Source organism: Bacillus salipaludis (assembly GCF_030938565.1).
In the GTDB taxonomy this organism is placed as follows: domain Bacteria; phylum Bacillota; class Bacilli; order Bacillales; family Cytobacillaceae; genus Neobacillus; species Neobacillus salipaludis_A.
On record NZ_JAVGVR010000001.1, the window covers coordinates 5776870 to 5793612 of the forward strand.

Below are 16743 nucleotides of genomic sequence, written 5' to 3' on the forward strand. Positions count from 1 at the left end.
GAAATATGAAAAGGTGATTCCTTGGATTGGAAAGTATAATGCAGTATGATCGTGGAGGAAAATAGCATTTGAGGAAATGTTTTTTGAAATATAAAAAAGACCAGCATTATTTATGCTGGTCTTGTATCCACCTATGTATGGTGGAGACGGCGGGAATCGAACCCGCGTCCAAAGATATCGGCACTTAAGCTTCTACGAGTGTAGTCGACATATTGGCACTTCGCTGAGCCATATGCCTGTCGACAGGCGTCCGGTCAGCTAGCCTGGTTGTTCTCTTCCTTCATCCTCAGGCGGTGGAATCCGGCGTAGCCCACTTAGAGTGAGTCCCTTACCCTACCACATGGGCAATGGAGGGAGGAACCGCTATGCAGTATTAAGCTGCGAAAGCGAGGTTGTTGTTAGTTTTGCCAGTTATGGCTTTGACGTTTTAACGAGGCCGATCCCCTCGACTCGCAACCTAAGCTCAAACTACCCCTGTCGAATCCGTAGCGTCCCCATTATAAAATGTGAAAGATTTTAGCAAGACGTTCGGGTGCTCAAGAATTAGTTAAGAGCAAAAGTTTCCGTCGCTCCTTAGCGACAAATTTATTATAACACACTGCGGGAAAATTTCAATTGTAAGTATTTGTAAACTACATCTTTTGACGTTCTCGGAATGCCCGCTCAATTTCACGCTTTGCTTCTTTTTGTTTCAGAGACTCACGCTTATCATAATTTTTCTTACCCTTTGCAAGGCCAATTAAAACCTTACAAAAGCCATTTTTCAAATAAAGCTTTAATGGTACAAGCGCATAGCCCGCTTCCTTTGTTTCACCAATTAGTTTATTGATTTCACGTTTATGAAGCAATAATTTACGAGTTCTTAATGGATCATGATTAAAGCGATTCCCTTGCTCATAGGGGCTGATATGCATCCCGAATAAAACCGCTTCGCCATTTTGAATTCTGGCATATGAATCCTTTAGGTTTACTTTACCCGCACGGATCGACTTGATTTCAGTTCCTTGCAAAACGATTCCGGCTTCGTACGTTTCTTCGATAAAATAGTCATGATAAGCTTTTTTGTTCTGCGCAACAACTTTTCCTTCACCTTTTGGCATGTTCTCACCTCTATTTCCTTTAAATTGTAGCAGAATTCTTGGGGCTGTACAATTGAAACGGGTATTTGGCGAGGTTTTAACAACCTTTTGAAAATTTATCTGCGGAAAATCCACTTTAATCTACGGTAGTAGAGGTTTTATCTGCGATAAGTTAGATTTTATCTGCGGAACTATTTTTGAAAGACCACTTTTGATTTTCCTCTTCAGTTTTTGGCCTTCATCGACCTTATGAAAACCATTTCCAAGAAACTCCCTCTCTTTTTTGGCCTTCATCGACCTCATGAAAACCATTTCCAAGAAACTCCCTCTATTTTTTGGCGTTCATCGACCTCATGAAAACCATTTCCAAGGAACTCCCTCTCTTTTTTGGCCTTCATCGACCTCATGAAAACCATTTCCAAGAAACTCCCTCTCTTTTTTCGCCTTCATCGACCTCATGAAAACCATTTCCAAGAAACTCCCTCTCTTTTTTGGCCTTCATCGACCCATGAAAACCATTTCCATGAAACTCCCTCTCTTTTTTGGCCTTCATCGACCTCATGAAGACCATTTCCATGAAACTCCCTCTCTATTCAGCCTTCATCGACCTCATGAAGACCATTTCCAAGAAACTCCCTCTCTATTCGGCCTTCATCGACCTCATGAAGACCATTTCCATGAAACTCCCTCTCTATTCAGCCTTCATCGACCTCATGAAAACCATTTCCAAGAAACTCCCTCTATTTTTTGGCCTTCATCGACCTTATGAAGACCATTTCCAAGAAACTCCCTCTCTTTTTTCGCCTTCATCGACCTTATGAAAACCATTTCCAAGAAACTCCCTCTCTTTTTTCGCCTTCATCGACCTCATGAAGACCATTTCCATGAAACTCCCTCTCTTTTTTGGCCTTCATCGACCTCATGAAAACCATTTCCATGAAACTCCCTCTCTTTTTTGGCCTTCATCGACCTTATGAAGACCATTTCCATGAAACTCCCTCTCTTTTTTGGCCTTCATCGACCTTATGAGACCATTTCCATCAGATTCTTCTAATGTTTTAGCCTTCATAAAACGTCGGCTTACTTTGATTATCAAAAAAGGCTATCAAAAAGGCATATGAATCAACCTTTTACGACAGCCTCCACTAGATTATCTTCTCTTTTTCCGCTTCGTACTTTTGTTTTTCGGCACATTTTCGTAGAATTTGCGCTTCTTTTTCGACTTCGAACCGTTGCCGCCCTGGCCGCCTTCACCAGACCTTTGATTGCGGTCGCCCTGCTGCTTGTTTCTACGAGGTTTATTGGTATCACTGCCGGTCTTAAAGACCTTCGGTGCCTCTGATCGTTCGCGGCGAGGTGTACCCTTCATACCGACGATTTCAAAATCAATTGATCGTTCCTCTTTATTCACTTTCACAACTCGAACAGTAATTTCATCACCAATCCGGAATACATTACCCGTACGTTCACCAATCATCGCATAGTGGCGTTCGTCAAAGCGGTAATAATCATCTGTCATATAGCTGACATGAACAAGTCCCTCGATGGTATTTGGAAGCTCAACAAACATCCCAAAATTGGTAACAGAGCTGATGATTCCATCATACTCAACGCCAATTTTGTCCTCCATGTACTCCGCTTTCTTCAATTCATCCGTTTCACGTTCTGCATCAACGGCACGGCGCTCCATTCTTGAAGAATGGGCTGCAATTTCCGGAAGCTGGGCATTCCATTTTTCCCTTGTCGCTTCATCCAGCTTGCCTTCAATCAAATACGTGCGAATTAAACGGTGTACAATCGTATCCGGATAACGTCGGATCGGCGAGGTGAAATGGGTATAAAATTCCGTAGAAAGACCAAAGTGCCCTAAGCTTTCCGGGTCATACTTCGCCTGTTGCATCGAGCGCAGCATCACTGTTGAAATAACCATTTCCTCAGGCTTTCCCTGAACCTCTTCAATAATTTCTTGAAGAGCCCTTGGATGCACTTCATTGGCTGTCCCTTTTACAATATAGCCAAAATTGGTGATAAACTCGAAAAATTTCCGTAACTTATCTTCCTTCGGATCTTCATGGATACGGTAAATGAACGGAACTTCCATCCAATGAAAATGTTCTGCGACCGTTTCATTTGCGGCAAGCATGAATTCTTCAATCAATCTCTCGGCAACGGAACGCTCACGTAGAACCACATCTGTTGGATTTCCTTCCTCATCGACTAATACCTTTGATTCTTTAAAATCAAAATCGATGGCGCCCCGTTTCATTCTTTTATCGCGTAAAATCGCAGCCAGTTCTTCCATTAACTCAAACATTGGAACTAGCGGTTCATAGCGTTTTCTAGTTTCCTCATCTTTATCAATCAAAATTCGGTTAACATCATAATAGGTCATTCGCTCAGTTGTCTTAATGACACTTTGAAAAATTTCATGATCCACCACTTGACCTTCCGAGGTAATCTCCATATTACAAGAAAGAACTAAGCGGTCCACTTTTGGATTCAACGAGCAAATTCCATTTGAAAGCCGGTGAGGGATCATCGGGATTACTCGGTCTACTAAATAAACACTTGTTGCCCGGTCCTCAGCTTCTACATCAATCGGTGACCCTTCTTTTACATAATAGCTGACATCAGCAATATGTACACCAAGCTTATAGTTTCCATTTTCAAGTTTCGTAACCGTTACGGCATCATCGAGGTCCTTTGCATCTGCACCATCAATCGTCACAATGGTTTCGTTCCGTAAATCACGTCGGTTCGCCAGTTCACTCTCATCAATGGTATCCGGTGTTTCATTTGCTTGCTGCAAAACATCCTCCGGAAAAGCCATTGGCAAACCATGCTTGTGGATAATCGAGAGAATATCCACTCCCGGGTCATTTTTATGTCCAAGAATTTCAATGACTTCCCCTTCAGCACTTTTGCGTCCCTCTGGATAGGTAGTTAATTTTACAACTACCTTATGTCCTTCCACTGCTCCCTTTGAAGCAGCTTTCGGGATAAAAATATCACTAGCAAACTTTTTATCATCCGGAATTACGAAACCAAAACTTTTACTTTCCACATAAGTTCCGACCATTTGCTGAATTCCTCGTTCAATGATCCGAATAATACTGCCTTCCCGGCGCTGGCCGGAGCTCTCTGATGATACACGAGCTAAAACGGTATCCCCGTGCATAGCTGTGTTTGTTTCATTCGGAGGAATAAAAATATCGTCCATTCCCGGCTCATCCGGAATCACAAAGGCAAAGCCCTTTGCATGTCCTGTTAATTTTCCACGAATTAGGTTCATTTTTTCCGGCAAGCCGTAGCGGTTACTGCGAGTTCGGACTACTAATCCTTTTTCCTCCATTTGGACTAATGCCTTAACGAATTCCTTAAAGTCACTGGAGTCCTGAATTCCAAATGCAGCTTCTAGCTCTTGTACAGTCAACGGTTTATAGGCTTCGTCCTTCATATAATGCAAAAGCTTGTCAATATGCTTTTGAATTGTATCTTCCAAGCAAATCCCTCCTTTTCGGGTGCTTTAATCGTTCCATTCCAATGTTTCTAAAAAGGCATATACATCCTCATGAAGCTGTTCTTTCTCTTTATCTAGAGTAATCACATGTCCGGAATCTTCGAACCATTTGATTTGTTTTTGAACAGACTCAATGTTGTTGTAAATAATGTTGGCGCTATCCGTGTTGATCATGTTGTCATGGCGAGCTTGAACCACAAAGGTTGGAGCATAAATTAAATCAACATGGTCCCGAACATCTGCGATTTGCTCCTGAAGAGCGCGTAAGGTTTGCATGGGCGTTTTTGCAAACTCGTTCATTTCCAATTCGATTTGTTCCTCTGTTTTTCCTTCTCGTTTTTTAAATTCGCGGGCATATTCTAAAACGCCTTGGTACATAACCTCTTCACTTTTAATATACATAGGCGCACACATAGTTATGATGCCTTTTATAGGTACAGTGTAACCCAATTTTAAAGAAAATACCCCGCCAAGGGAAAGACCGGCGACTGCAATTTCCTCGTGACCTTTATTTTTCAAAAATTCATAGCCATTCAGTACATCTTGCCACCAATCCTTAGGACCGGTATGAACAAGCTCCTCTGGTGGGACTCCGTGTCCTTTATAATGTGGGGCATAGCAAGTATAGCCCTTTTTTTCAAGAAAACGGCCCAGCATCCGCACATCCGAGGAATTCCCAGTGAATCCATGGAGCAAGAGAACCGCTCTTTTTCCTCCTTCAAAGGTAAATGGCTTTGGTAATGAAATTCTCATATGTAAAAACTCCTTCTTTATCTCTAGCTTATCTTAGTTTAAGCAATGGGGTGGGGAACATTCCAGAAAAAAGGCTTACAGTGAGCTTGGAAAAGCGTTGTTTTTGCGATATCAACACTTTTTTAGAAAATATCTACAATTTTGGAGGGATATCGACACTTTTTTAAGATAAATCAACACTTTTTAAGATATATCGACACTTTTTGGAGGAACAATTCCTCTAAAAGCACAAAAAAACCCGGCCTGCGGCCAGGTTTAAACTTTAAAGTAGGTAACAGCAACTGCTAGTACAAAAAATAACACCGATAAAACGACGGTAATTCGATGTAGGATTAGGTCGATACCGCGAGCTTTTTGCTTACCGAATAGTGATTCAGCACCACCTGAAATGGCACCGGATAAACCAGCGCTTTTTCCTGATTGAAGTAAAACAACAGCGATAAGTCCGATACTTACGATTACTAACAAGATTACAACGAATGTATGCATAAGGCCACCTCCAGTTACACGTGCATCACAGTAACTTAAATTTACCATATTATTTCCCTTTCCACAATAGAGTTGTTGTGACAGCTTTTGGGAAATTATATATTTTGCAATCATTTAAAGGTATATTAACTTAAAAATACTTCTAAAAAAGAAGTTCCCACAGAGAAAAACGGCTTAAACATAAGTTCTAAGCCGTTTTTTGAACATATTAATCTACTGGGCGGTCATCAAAATCATAATCAACTGGGCCAGGAGCTACGTGTGCATTTACTAGAGCTGGCGTGTCAGGACGCGCAATTTGATAAGCAGCAGCTCCTACGATTGAAGCAGCTTGCTGAAGCTTTTCCTTGCTAATTTTATCAATTGTATCCGTCGGTTGGTGATACCAAGGCTCAACCGGTGAGTGGATAAATAGTGCTGAAGGAATTCCAAGCTCATGGAATGGTTGGTGATCGCTTCGGCCTAATTGTCCATATGGTATCGCTACATCCATCGTTCTTGCACCAGCAGAGGAGCCTAAATCCGTTACAAGATTTTTCTTACCGTCGATTGTATACATGATTAAGCCGCCTGCGGGATTATCTTCCCCTGCATCACGCCCGCCAATCATATCCATTTGAAAGTGGGCAACCATGCGCTCCACATCGCTCTTTGGAAGCTTTGATGCATAAAACGATGAACCAACCAGACCCCTTTCCTCTGAACCAAAGGTAAGAAATCGAACTTCTGTGTCAATCGGAGTTTTAGAAAATATTCGTGCTAATTCTAGGACAGCGGACACCCCTGAGGCATCATCATTAGCTCCCGGACCGCCATGAACAGAGTCATGGTGCGCCCCAATGGTGATGATTTGCCCGGTATCCTTATTTTTGTTCGGCTTCAATTTCGCTTCCACCACATAAGAAGTTTTCTCAATTTTTTCAATATCGACATCTAAGGTTGACTCAACTGGTCCGGACTTTAGTTGATCAACTAATGCCAAACCTTGAGCACGTGTGATAGCGACTGCCGGTATATTCTGTCCTTCTGAAACTTGTCCAAAACTATTCCCATTAACATTATTATACATAATGACCCCAACGGCACCTTTTTCAAGAACATTTTGCACCTTTTCAACAAACGTTAGGTCCCCACGTTCCACTAAGGCAATTTTACCTTTTACAGCATCAGTAATTTCCTCAGGTTTTGCTTTTCCAACATTCACAAGCTGGGCTGTCACTTTTCCACTCACGCTGCCACTAAACGCTCTTGGTGCCGTTCCATCCAAGTCTATACCGTCAATTTTCACCCACACATGTTTTGTCAGATAATCGTAAATAGGGAACGGGATTACTTTTGTTTCAAGACCTAAACTCTTAAACTGCCCCTCTATGTAATTTACTGCACGAACTTCCCCTTCTGTACCAGCCTCCCTTGGCTGCTCTGATAACAAGGCAATGGTGTTATACATATTATCCGCACTGATTTTTTTGATAATTTTGTTGTCAAAGGCTGTGTCTGATTGTCCATTTGCCGGACTTGTCGTTTGAGCATAAACAGTCCCAGAGGATAAAACCATCCCAACTGTTAAAACCGTAATCATCGATTTTTTTCGAAACATCTAACTAAATCCCCCTTTTATTTGAAATACACCCTTATTATTCATTATTTGTAATTTTTAGTAAATAATTTTCGTTTTACTAATAAGCTTTATTCCAATTTATTTTATCTATATATTGGTAAAAAGGTCCGACCTCACTTCTAATTTCTTTCAGAAATCCACTCCTCCTAATTCCTTTAAACCACTCTTCCCTCACCCCATCCACCCAAAAATACCTAACCTTCGACAAAATTTAGTTCATCAGAATGAACTATTCGACATCTCTTGTAAAACATAAAAAACCTCCTATAAATGTGGGGTTCCCCACACCTATAGGAGGTTTATACAAAAAATTATTTGCTTAAGTTATAGAAAGACTTAATTCCGTTAAACTTAGATGTTTCGCCTAATTGATCTTCAATGCGAAGTAATTGATTGTATTTCGCTACACGGTCAGTACGAGATGGCGCACCAGTTTTGATCTGACCTGCGTTTGTTGCTACTGCAATGTCAGCAATTGTGCTGTCTTCTGTTTCACCAGAACGGTGAGAAATTACAGCAGTATATCCCGCGCGTTTTGCCATTTCAATCGCATCAAAAGTTTCAGTAAGAGTTCCGATTTGGTTAACTTTAATTAGGATTGAGTTTCCAATTCCTTTTTCAATACCTTCAGCAAGCTTCTTCGTATTGGTTACGAATAAGTCATCACCAACTAATTGAACTTTTTTGCCAAGACGCTCTGTTAAAAGCTTGTGACCTTCCCAGTCGTTTTCGTCTAAGCCATCTTCGATTGAAATGATTGGATATTTAGAAGAAAGCTCTTCGTACCAATCTACCATTTCTGCAGATGTTTTCACAACGCCTTCACCTGCAAGATGGTATTTTCCATCTTCTTTGTTGTAGAATTCAGAAGATGCAGCATCCATGGCTAACATTACTTCTTCGCCTGGTTTGTAACCAGCTTTTTCGATTGCTTCCACGATCGTTTGAAGTGCTTCTTCGTTAGAACCAAGGTTTGGAGCAAATCCACCCTCGTCACCAACAGCTGTGTTAAGGCCCTTGTCTTTTAGAACTGCTTTTAAACTATGGAAAATTTCTGCGCCCATGCGTAATGCTTCTTTAAAGTTTGGCGCACCGACAGGCATAACCATAAATTCCTGAATATCAACGTTATTATCAGCATGTTCTCCGCCGTTTACGATGTTCATCATCGGTACTGGAAGCTGCTTAGAGTTGAATCCGCCAAGGTATTGGTATAAAGGAACATCTAAGTAATCCGCTGCAGCATGAGCAACGGCCATAGAAACACCAAGAATCGCGTTTGCTCCTAATTTACCTTTATTTTCAGTTCCGTCTAACTCGATTAAAGCTTGGTCAACACCAACTTGATCAAGAACGCTGAACTCTTCTCCAACTAAGAATGGAGCAATAATTTCATTTACGTTTTCAACGGCTTTTAAAACACCTTTGCCAAGGTAACGACCTTTGTCACCGTCACGAAGCTCAACTGCTTCGTACTCACCTGTAGAAGCACCGCTTGGTACTAATGCGCGTCCGAATGCGCCTGATTCAGTGAAAACTTCCACTTCAACAGTAGGGTTACCTCGGGAGTCTAAAACTTCACGTGCATAAACATCAACAATAAATGGCATTTGTATCTCTCCTAAAAATAAATTTAATTATTTAACTAATGATGTTCCTGTCATCTCAGCTGGTTTTTGTACACCTAATAAATCTAACATGGTTGGGGCTAAATCGCCAAGTATTCCATCTTCACGTAATTGGGCACCCGGTTTTGTTACGATCACAGGTACCGGATTTGTTGTGTGGGCCGTCATTGGCTCACCTTCGAGCGTGATGACTTCATCGGCATTTCCGTGATCAGCGGTAATAATCGCTTTTCCGCCTTTTTCAAGAATAAGATCAACAATTTTTCCTAAACACTCGTCGACCGTTTCAATCGCCTTAACGGTTGGCTCCAACATTCCGGAATGGCCAACCATATCAGGGTTAGCAAAGTTTAGTAAAATGGCATCAAATTTATCTGCTTGGATTTCTTTTAACAGGGCATCCGTAACTTCATAGGCACTCATTTCAGGTTTTAAATCATAGGTAGCAACCTTAGGAGAGTTAATCAAAATTCGCTCTTCCCCGGGGAATTTATCCTCACGGCCTCCGCTCATAAAGAATGTGACATGCGGATATTTTTCCGTTTCGGCAATTCGCAATTGTTTTAATCCATTTTGCGATAAGACCTCACCAAGGGTATTATCAAGGTTTGATGGTTTAAAAGCAACATATCCATCAACCGATTCACTAAAATGTGTCAAACAAACGAAGAATAAATCCTTTGGATGCTTAGGACCACGGTCAAAAGCACGAAAATCTTCGTTCGTGAACGTATTTGAAATTTGGATGGCACGGTCAGGTCGGAAATTATAGAAAATCACGGCATCATTGTCCTGAATCGTTGCCACAGGTTGTCCATCTTCTTTTGTAATCACAGATGGAATGACGAACTCGTCGAAAATGCCATGTTCATACGAATCCTTGACAACTTCCAATGGATTTGTGTACGAAGGACCTTCTCCGTAAACCATTGCACGGTAGGATTTTTCAACCCGCTCCCAGCGTTTATCACGATCCATTGAATAGTATCTTCCAGAGATGGTAGCAAATTCGCCAACACCATACTCCTTCATTTTGTCCAGCGTCTGCTGAATATATGTTTCTGCTGTTTTCGGCCCAACATCACGGCCATCAAGGAAGGCATGAATATATACTTTTTCAACGCCCTCATCCTTTGCAAGCTTTAATAAAGCAAACATATGGTTGATATGACTGTGAACTCCTCCATCTGAAAGTAATCCAAACAAATGAAGACTTGTTCCATGTTTTTTCACATGTTCCATTGCTCCGGTGAAGGTTTCATTTTTTTCAAATTCCCCTTCACGGATTGCAATATTTACACGAGTTAAGCTTTGATAGACAATCCGGCCGGCACCGATATTTAAATGCCCGACTTCAGAGTTTCCCATTTGTCCTTCTGGAAGACCTACTGCTTCACCGGATGCTGTTAAATGGGAATGAGGGAAAGTTTCCCAATAACGATCAAAATTCGGCTTTTTCGCATGATAAACAGCATTCCCTTTCTGTTCATCGCGGCATCCAAAGCCGTCTAAAATAATGAGCGCAACAGGAGATTTACTCATTGCTTCCTGCCTCCAATAGCTGCAGGAATGATTGTACTTCAAGGCTGGCTCCGCCAACTAAAGCACCATCGATATCAGGCTGTGCCATGTATTCTTTAATATTGCCCGGCTTCACGCTGCCGCCGTATTGAATTCTTACCGCATTCGCAACATCTTCTGAGAATTGCTTTGCAACCACCTGACGAATATGTGCACACACTTCGTTTGCATCTTCTGAAGTAGAGGATTTACCAGTGCCAATTGCCCAAATTGGTTCATACGCAATAACAGTTTGTTTTACTTGATCACTTGTTAAACCAGCCAGCGCCTTTTCAATTTGGCCTCCAACAAAATTCATCGTTTCGCCGTTTTCACGCTGTTCAAGTGTTTCACCACAGCAAACGATTGGAGCTAAATTGTAATGGAAAGCTGCAAGAACTTTTTTATTTACAGACTCATCTGTTTCATTGAACATTTCACGACGTTCCGAATGCCCAATAATTACATATTGCACTCCCAAATCAGCAAGAGCTTTGGGACTAATTTCTCCAGTAAAGGCTCCGCTTTCTTCAAAATGCATGTTTTGAGCACCGATTTTTACATCGCTGCCCTTAACTGTTTCCACTAAGCTTTGTAAAAATAATGCAGGTGCACAGATGACGGATTCAATTTTGTCTTGTGCAGGAACTAATGTTTTCACTTCTTCTGCAAAGCTTTTTGCTTCTGAAAGAGTTTTGTGCATTTTCCAGTTGCCTGCAATGATTGGTTTACGCATGCTGTCCCATCCTTTCTAAAGTGAGGCTCTGTTAAACTTGTTTGTTGATTTCCACTCCAAGCATTTCGTTTTCAGTGGGCTGTCCGGGGAGCCTCCTCGTCGCTTACGCTCCTGCGGGGTCTCCCCTGCCCCGTACTCCCACAGGAGTCTTCGTGCCTTCCGCTCCAATCAACATTGACCTTTAACACAGCAATATTTATAAATATTATTTATCGTTCAATGCCACGACTCCAGGTAATGCTTTTCCTTCCATAAACTCAAGAGAAGCACCGCCGCCTGTTGAGATGTGGCTCATTTTATCTGCTAAATGGAATTTTTCCACAGCCGCTGCAGAGTCTCCACCGCCAATAACGGAATACGTTCCTTCCGCTTCCGCAAGTGCTTCGGCAACTGCTTTTGTACCGCCTGCAAATTTATCCATTTCGAATACACCCATCGGTCCATTCCAAATGACTAATTTTGATTTTTGAATTACTTCACGGTAGATCTCAGCGGTTTTAGGGCCAATATCAAGTGCCTGCCAATCAGCAGGAATCGCTTCAATTGAAACAACCTGTGTATTCGCATCCGCAGAGAATTTATCTGCGATAACCGCATCCACCGGCATGTAAAAATTAACGCCTTTTTCCTTTGCTTTTTCGATAAAAGACTTAGCTAAGTCAATTTTATCTTCTTCCAGCAGTGATTGACCGATTTCATGTCCTTGCGCTTTTATAAATGTATAAGCGAGGCCACCGCCAATAATTAAGTTATCAACTTTTTCTAATAGATTTTCAATAACGCCAATTTTGTCTTTTACCTTTGCACCGCCAATAATCGCTGTAAAAGGACGCTCAGGATTAGAAAGTGCTTTTCCTAAAACCTCTAATTCTTTTTCCATTAAGAATCCGGCAACAGCTGGAAGATGGTGGGCTACCCCTTCAGTTGAAGCATGTCCTCTATGTGCCGCACCAAATGCATCATTCACATACACATCCGCAAGTTCTGCAAATGCTTTTGCAAGCTCTGGATCATTCTTTTCTTCACCTGGATAAAAACGAACGTTTTCAAGAAGAAGAACATCCCCATCATTCATCGTTTCAATCAAGGCTTTTACAGATTCGCCATGTGCTTCATTGGCAATTTTAACGTCTTTGCCAAGCAAATCCGCGAGACGTCTGCCAACAGGCGCTAACCGCATTTCTTCTACTACTTGGCCTTTTGGACGGCCAAAGTGGCTCGCCAAAATAACCTTTGCCCCTTGTTCCATTAAATATTGAATGGTTGTCAATGCGGCACGAATCCGCGTCTCATCGGTAATTTTTCCATCTTGCATAGGAACATTAAAATCCACTCGGCAAAAAACGCGTTTCCCCTTAACATCCACATCTTTTAATGATTTCTTGTTCATGAAAGGACCTCCTTAATATGTACTTCGGATAACGATCAATGGTACATCCATTTACATTAAAAAAAGGAGGGGGAATCTTCCCCACTCCCCTTTGTCACACCATTTACCATTATAGACTGCCCTTGGCGTTTTTGCCAATCCCGTCCAAACAGAAATGTTCTATGATTAAAGTCCTTTTTGAGCGATGTAATCTACTAAGTCAACAACACGGTTAGAGTATCCAACTTCGTTATCGTACCAAGAAAGTACTTTAACCATATTTCCTTCAAGAACCATTGTTGATAAAGCATCAATAGTAGATGAAACAGTTGCGCCATTATAGTCGCTTGAAACCAATGGAAGATCGCTGTATGCTAAAATTCCTTTTAATGGACCTTCAGCAGCTTCTTTTAACGCTGCATTTATTTCATCAACTGTTACATCTTTTTCTAATTCTGCAACAAGGTCAACAACAGAAACGTTTGGAGTTGGAACACGCATAGCCATACCATTTAATTTGCCTTTAAGCTCTGGTAAAACTAGAGAAACAGCTTTAGCAGCACCAGTAGATGTTGGAATCATATTTTCAGCAGCTGCACGGGCACGACGGTAATCCTTATGCGGTAAATCAAGGATTTGTTGGTCATTTGTATATGAGTGAACAGTTGTCATCATACCGCGTTTGATGCCAAATGTATCGTTTAATACCTTTGCAAATGGTGCAAGACAGTTTGTTGTACATGATGCATTAGAAAGTACGTGATGGTTAGCCGCATCATATTTATCTTCGTTAACGCCCATTACAATTGTAATATCTTCGTTTGTTGCTGGAGCAGAGATGATTACTTTCTTAGCACCCGCTTCAAGGTGTTTAGCAGCATCTTCGCGTTTTGTAAAGCGGCCAGTAGATTCAACAACTACTTCAACACCAAGATCTCCCCAGCCAAGTTGTGCAGGATCGCGCTCAGCGATAACTTTCACTTTATGTCCGCCTACCACTAAGTATTCACCATCAACGGTTACATCCTCAGTAAGAGTTCCGTGAACAGTATCATATTTTAAAAGATGTGCTAACATGTTAGCATCTGTTAAGTCATTGATTGCTACGATTTCGATATTTGAATTGTTTAATGCCGCACGGAAAACATTCCGTCCAATACGACCAAACCCGTTAATTCCTACTTTTACTGTCATGATAATTTCCTCCTTTAATTGGTTAAGGATTTATATTCAAAGGATTTATCCTTTTAATAACTTCTTTGCTGCACCTTCATCCGTTATTAAAATCGTGGATGCCGGTGCTTGCTTCATATAGGCTCGAATGGCCTTAGCCTTTGATGCACCGCCTGCTACTGCAATGATTTCCGGAATGCGGGCCAAATCGTTGAGTTGAATACCAATGGTAAATACCTTGTGTACAATATCACCCAGCTCGTTAAAATAATAACCGAATGCCTCGCCAACAGCATTCCCCTCTTCAATTTTCCCAAGGATTTCGGAGCTTGATTTTCTACGTTCAGCCATTGTCATAGCGTCCCCAATCCCATGAAGAACCATGCTCGCCGATTTGATTAACTCTAAAACCTCATGAATCCCAGGTTCTTTAATAAGTGAATCATAAATCTCTGGGCTAACCTGATCAGGCACATAAAATACACGATGCTTCGCCTTCATGTTTGTCGCCATAATTGAACAAATGGTATTGGCTTGATTGTGAACATCCTCACCGACACCACCCCGCGCTGGGACAAATAAAATCTCTTTTTGATCCGTTTCCGGAGAAAGCTCATCGGCAATAGCCGCCATTGTGGAACCGCCAGTCACAGCAATAATATTTTTTCCTCCAAGATGTTTTTTCATGTAAGAGGCACTTGCCTTACCAAGGTCCTTTTTCACCATCGGAGAGTCCTCACTATCACCCGGGACAATAATGACGTTTTTAATACCCAAACGATGCTTTAATTCTAATTCCATCACATCAATGCCCTTAAGTTCACGCATGAGTCCTTCCAAATCTTCAAGTAAATTTTTTCCATCAGATGTTAGACTCATTCCCACACTATTGGTGAATATTAAGTTTTGATCCTTCAAAAAGTCCACTTCACTTCGGAGAATTCTCTCCGTATACCCAAGGCTTACGGCTAAGCTTCTTCTTCCTACTGGCTGCATGAATCCGATGTATCTCAGAATATGATGTCTTTTCTGCAGCATATGTAAAATATCAGGAACTAGCCTTTTTTGGATGTCGATGATTGATTGCATGAGCATAAGCTCCTTTATATTATGTAGTTGGCCGTAAAATGTCCACCCGTGACATATTATGTCCCGCTACAGCTAAAAAAAATCACTCCTTTATTGTAGCAGGAGTGAAATGTAATTTCAACAGTTAAGATTCAGATTTTTCTTGCAAACGGTTACTTATATCAAATTTATCAACATAGCCAAATCCAACTTCTTCTCCATCAATATGAACAACTGGAATCATTAAGCCATAACGTTCCGTTAGTTCATCACTTTCCTCTATATCAATTTCTTCCAGAGCAAAATTCCAGGTTTCTTTAAGTTCCATTAAAGAATTCTTTGCTTTATCACATAATGGACAGCGCGTTCTTGTATATAAGGTAACGAGAATTGGTTCCATGTTTTACTCCTTTTAATTAAACCGCTTTCTTTTGGAGGAAGAAGGAATTCCTAATTGTTCACGATATTTCGCAATGGTTCGTCTCGACACGACCATCCCTTCGGCATTTTTTAGCTGTTCTACAATTTCTTGATCAGAAAGTGGTTTTTGCTTATCTTCTTTTTCAATCATAGAGGAAATTGCTTTTTTTACTAAAGTTGATGAAGTATTTTCGTTAGATGTAGTTTGAATGGTACTCGTAAAAAATGATTTCAACGGGAAAGTTCCAACTGGTGTTTGCACAAATTTTTCACGAACAGCACGGCTGACTGTCGATTCATGAATTTCCAGTTCACTTGCAATATCCTTCATTGTCATCGGCGATAAATAGTTTGGCCCCTTTTGGAAAAAGATTACCTGCTTTTCTAAAATTTTCGCCACTACTTTTGTTAACGTTTCTTTCCTTTGTTCAATGCTTTTCAATATCCACTGATAATCTTGCATTTTCTCCTGCAAAAACCGCGTAACACTAGGATCCTGCCCTTGAATACCAGAAAACTTCTTGTAGTAACCATCATTAAATGAAAGTCTTGGCAGGGAGTCATCACACATCCGAATCGTATACTCGTCCCCATTCCGTTCGACTATGACATCAGGAATAACATAAGTAGTAGAATCCCCAAGGCCTAATTGTGCTCCCGGCTTAGGATTGAGCAGTTGAATAAGATCAAATACATCTTGAATATCCTTTAGTGATACCTGCAGCTCTTTTGCAATTTGTTTCCACTTCTTATCTGCAAAGGGAACAAAGTAATCGGAAATAATTTTATGAGCCAATTCTTCATCAGGATATTCCCATTCTATTTGAATCAATAAACACTCTTGTAGATTCCGGGCACCAATTCCTACCGGTTCAAGTGTTTGAATGATGAGTAAGCATTCGCAGGCAAGCTCTTCCGGCACTTTTAACGCTTTAGCCATATCACTCAGATCACCAAATAAGTAACCGTTTTCATCGAGATTATGAATAAGATGACGGATTATCTTTAATTGCTCAGATGTAAGAGTTTTTAAGTTTAATTGAGAAATTAATTGATTCTCAAGTGAATTGCTAGTCTTTCCGGCAATCTGCTCAATCCAGTCTTTTTCTGCTTTTTGCGATTTTTTCCGGTTTCGGTCAATCAACGGATTCATCGGTTGAACATTCCCATTTTCAATCTGCATTAGGGGATTTTCAAGCGCTTTATTTTCCAAAAAAGCAGTTAGTTCCTGAGCATTGTATTGCAAAAGCGCAATAGCCTGCGAGAGCTCCTGCGTCATGGTTAATTTTAACGTTTGCTGTTGCCATAAACCAGCCTTTAAGTTCAT

The 16743-nt window shown here is 41.0% G+C and carries 15 protein-coding genes and 1 other RNA gene; all 16 read right to left on the minus strand.

Annotation, left to right across the window (positions count from 1 at the left end; genetic code table 11):
* Positions 1–138 precede the first annotated feature (138 nt).
* Positions 139–496: a transfer-messenger RNA gene (ssrA, locus tag RCG21_RS28840) on the minus strand.
* 136 nt (positions 497–632) lie between these two features.
* The gene (gene smpB, locus RCG21_RS28845) at positions 633–1100 is read right to left on the minus strand and encodes an SsrA-binding protein SmpB (protein WP_133333993.1); all 468 of its coding nucleotides are present in this window, start codon (positions 1098–1100) and stop codon (positions 633–635) included.
* Positions 1101–1482: 382 nt separating this feature from the next.
* Positions 1483–1656, minus strand: a complete 174-nt coding sequence (locus RCG21_RS28850) for a hypothetical protein (protein WP_308914031.1) — start codon at positions 1654–1656, stop codon at positions 1483–1485.
* Between the two features lie 238 nt (positions 1657–1894).
* On the minus strand, positions 1895–2017 hold the full coding sequence (locus tag RCG21_RS28855) for a hypothetical protein (protein WP_268884063.1): 123 nt from the start codon (positions 2015–2017) through the stop codon (positions 1895–1897).
* A 212-nt stretch (positions 2018–2229) separates the two neighbouring features.
* Positions 2230–4536 carry a ribonuclease R gene (rnr, locus tag RCG21_RS28860; protein ID WP_372512776.1) on the minus strand — a complete coding sequence of 769 codons (2307 nt, stop codon included), beginning with the start codon at positions 4534–4536 and terminating at the stop codon, positions 2230–2232.
* A 69-nt stretch (positions 4537–4605) separates the two neighbouring features.
* On the minus strand, positions 4606–5352 hold the full coding sequence (locus RCG21_RS28865; RefSeq protein WP_133333991.1) for an alpha/beta hydrolase: 747 nt from the start codon (positions 5350–5352) through the stop codon (positions 4606–4608).
* 255 nt (positions 5353–5607) lie between these two features.
* Entirely contained in the window at positions 5608–5841 is a 234-nt protein-coding gene (gene secG / locus RCG21_RS28870) for a preprotein translocase subunit SecG (protein WP_133333990.1), read from the minus strand.
* Between the two features lie 208 nt (positions 5842–6049).
* Entirely contained in the window at positions 6050–7441 is a 1392-nt protein-coding gene (locus RCG21_RS28875; protein WP_133333989.1) for a M28 family peptidase, read from the minus strand.
* A 332-nt stretch (positions 7442–7773) separates the two neighbouring features.
* Positions 7774–9072, minus strand: coding sequence for a phosphopyruvate hydratase (gene eno, locus RCG21_RS28880; RefSeq protein ID WP_133333988.1), 1299 nt, complete (start codon positions 9070–9072; stop codon positions 7774–7776).
* Positions 9073–9099: 27 nt separating this feature from the next.
* Complete coding sequence (gene gpmI / locus RCG21_RS28885) at positions 9100–10632, minus strand: 2,3-bisphosphoglycerate-independent phosphoglycerate mutase (RefSeq protein ID WP_133333987.1); 1533 nt, start codon at positions 10630–10632, stop codon at positions 9100–9102.
* Positions 10625–11386 carry a triose-phosphate isomerase gene (gene tpiA / locus RCG21_RS28890; protein ID WP_133333986.1) on the minus strand — a complete coding sequence of 254 codons (762 nt, stop codon included), beginning with the start codon at positions 11384–11386 and terminating at the stop codon, positions 10625–10627. The genes gpmI and tpiA overlap by 8 nt, the downstream gene beginning before the upstream one ends.
* 205 nt (positions 11387–11591) lie before the next feature.
* A complete protein-coding gene (locus tag RCG21_RS28895) occupies positions 11592–12776 on the minus strand; it encodes a phosphoglycerate kinase (RefSeq protein WP_133333985.1) in 1185 nt (394 codons plus the stop codon).
* A gap of 165 nt (positions 12777–12941) precedes the next feature.
* Positions 12942–13949, minus strand: a complete 1008-nt coding sequence (gene gap, locus RCG21_RS28900; protein ID WP_133333984.1) for a type I glyceraldehyde-3-phosphate dehydrogenase — start codon at positions 13947–13949, stop codon at positions 12942–12944.
* 45 nt (positions 13950–13994) lie between these two features.
* Positions 13995–15017, minus strand: a complete 1023-nt coding sequence (locus tag RCG21_RS28905) for a sugar-binding transcriptional regulator (RefSeq protein WP_308914032.1) — start codon at positions 15015–15017, stop codon at positions 13995–13997.
* Positions 15018–15141: 124 nt separating this feature from the next.
* A complete protein-coding gene (locus RCG21_RS28910; RefSeq protein WP_208025342.1) occupies positions 15142–15396 on the minus strand; it encodes a glutaredoxin family protein in 255 nt (84 codons plus the stop codon).
* Positions 15397–15408: 12 nt separating this feature from the next.
* Entirely contained in the window at positions 15409–16743 is a 1335-nt protein-coding gene (gene rpoN, locus RCG21_RS28915; RefSeq protein ID WP_133333982.1) for an RNA polymerase factor sigma-54, read from the minus strand.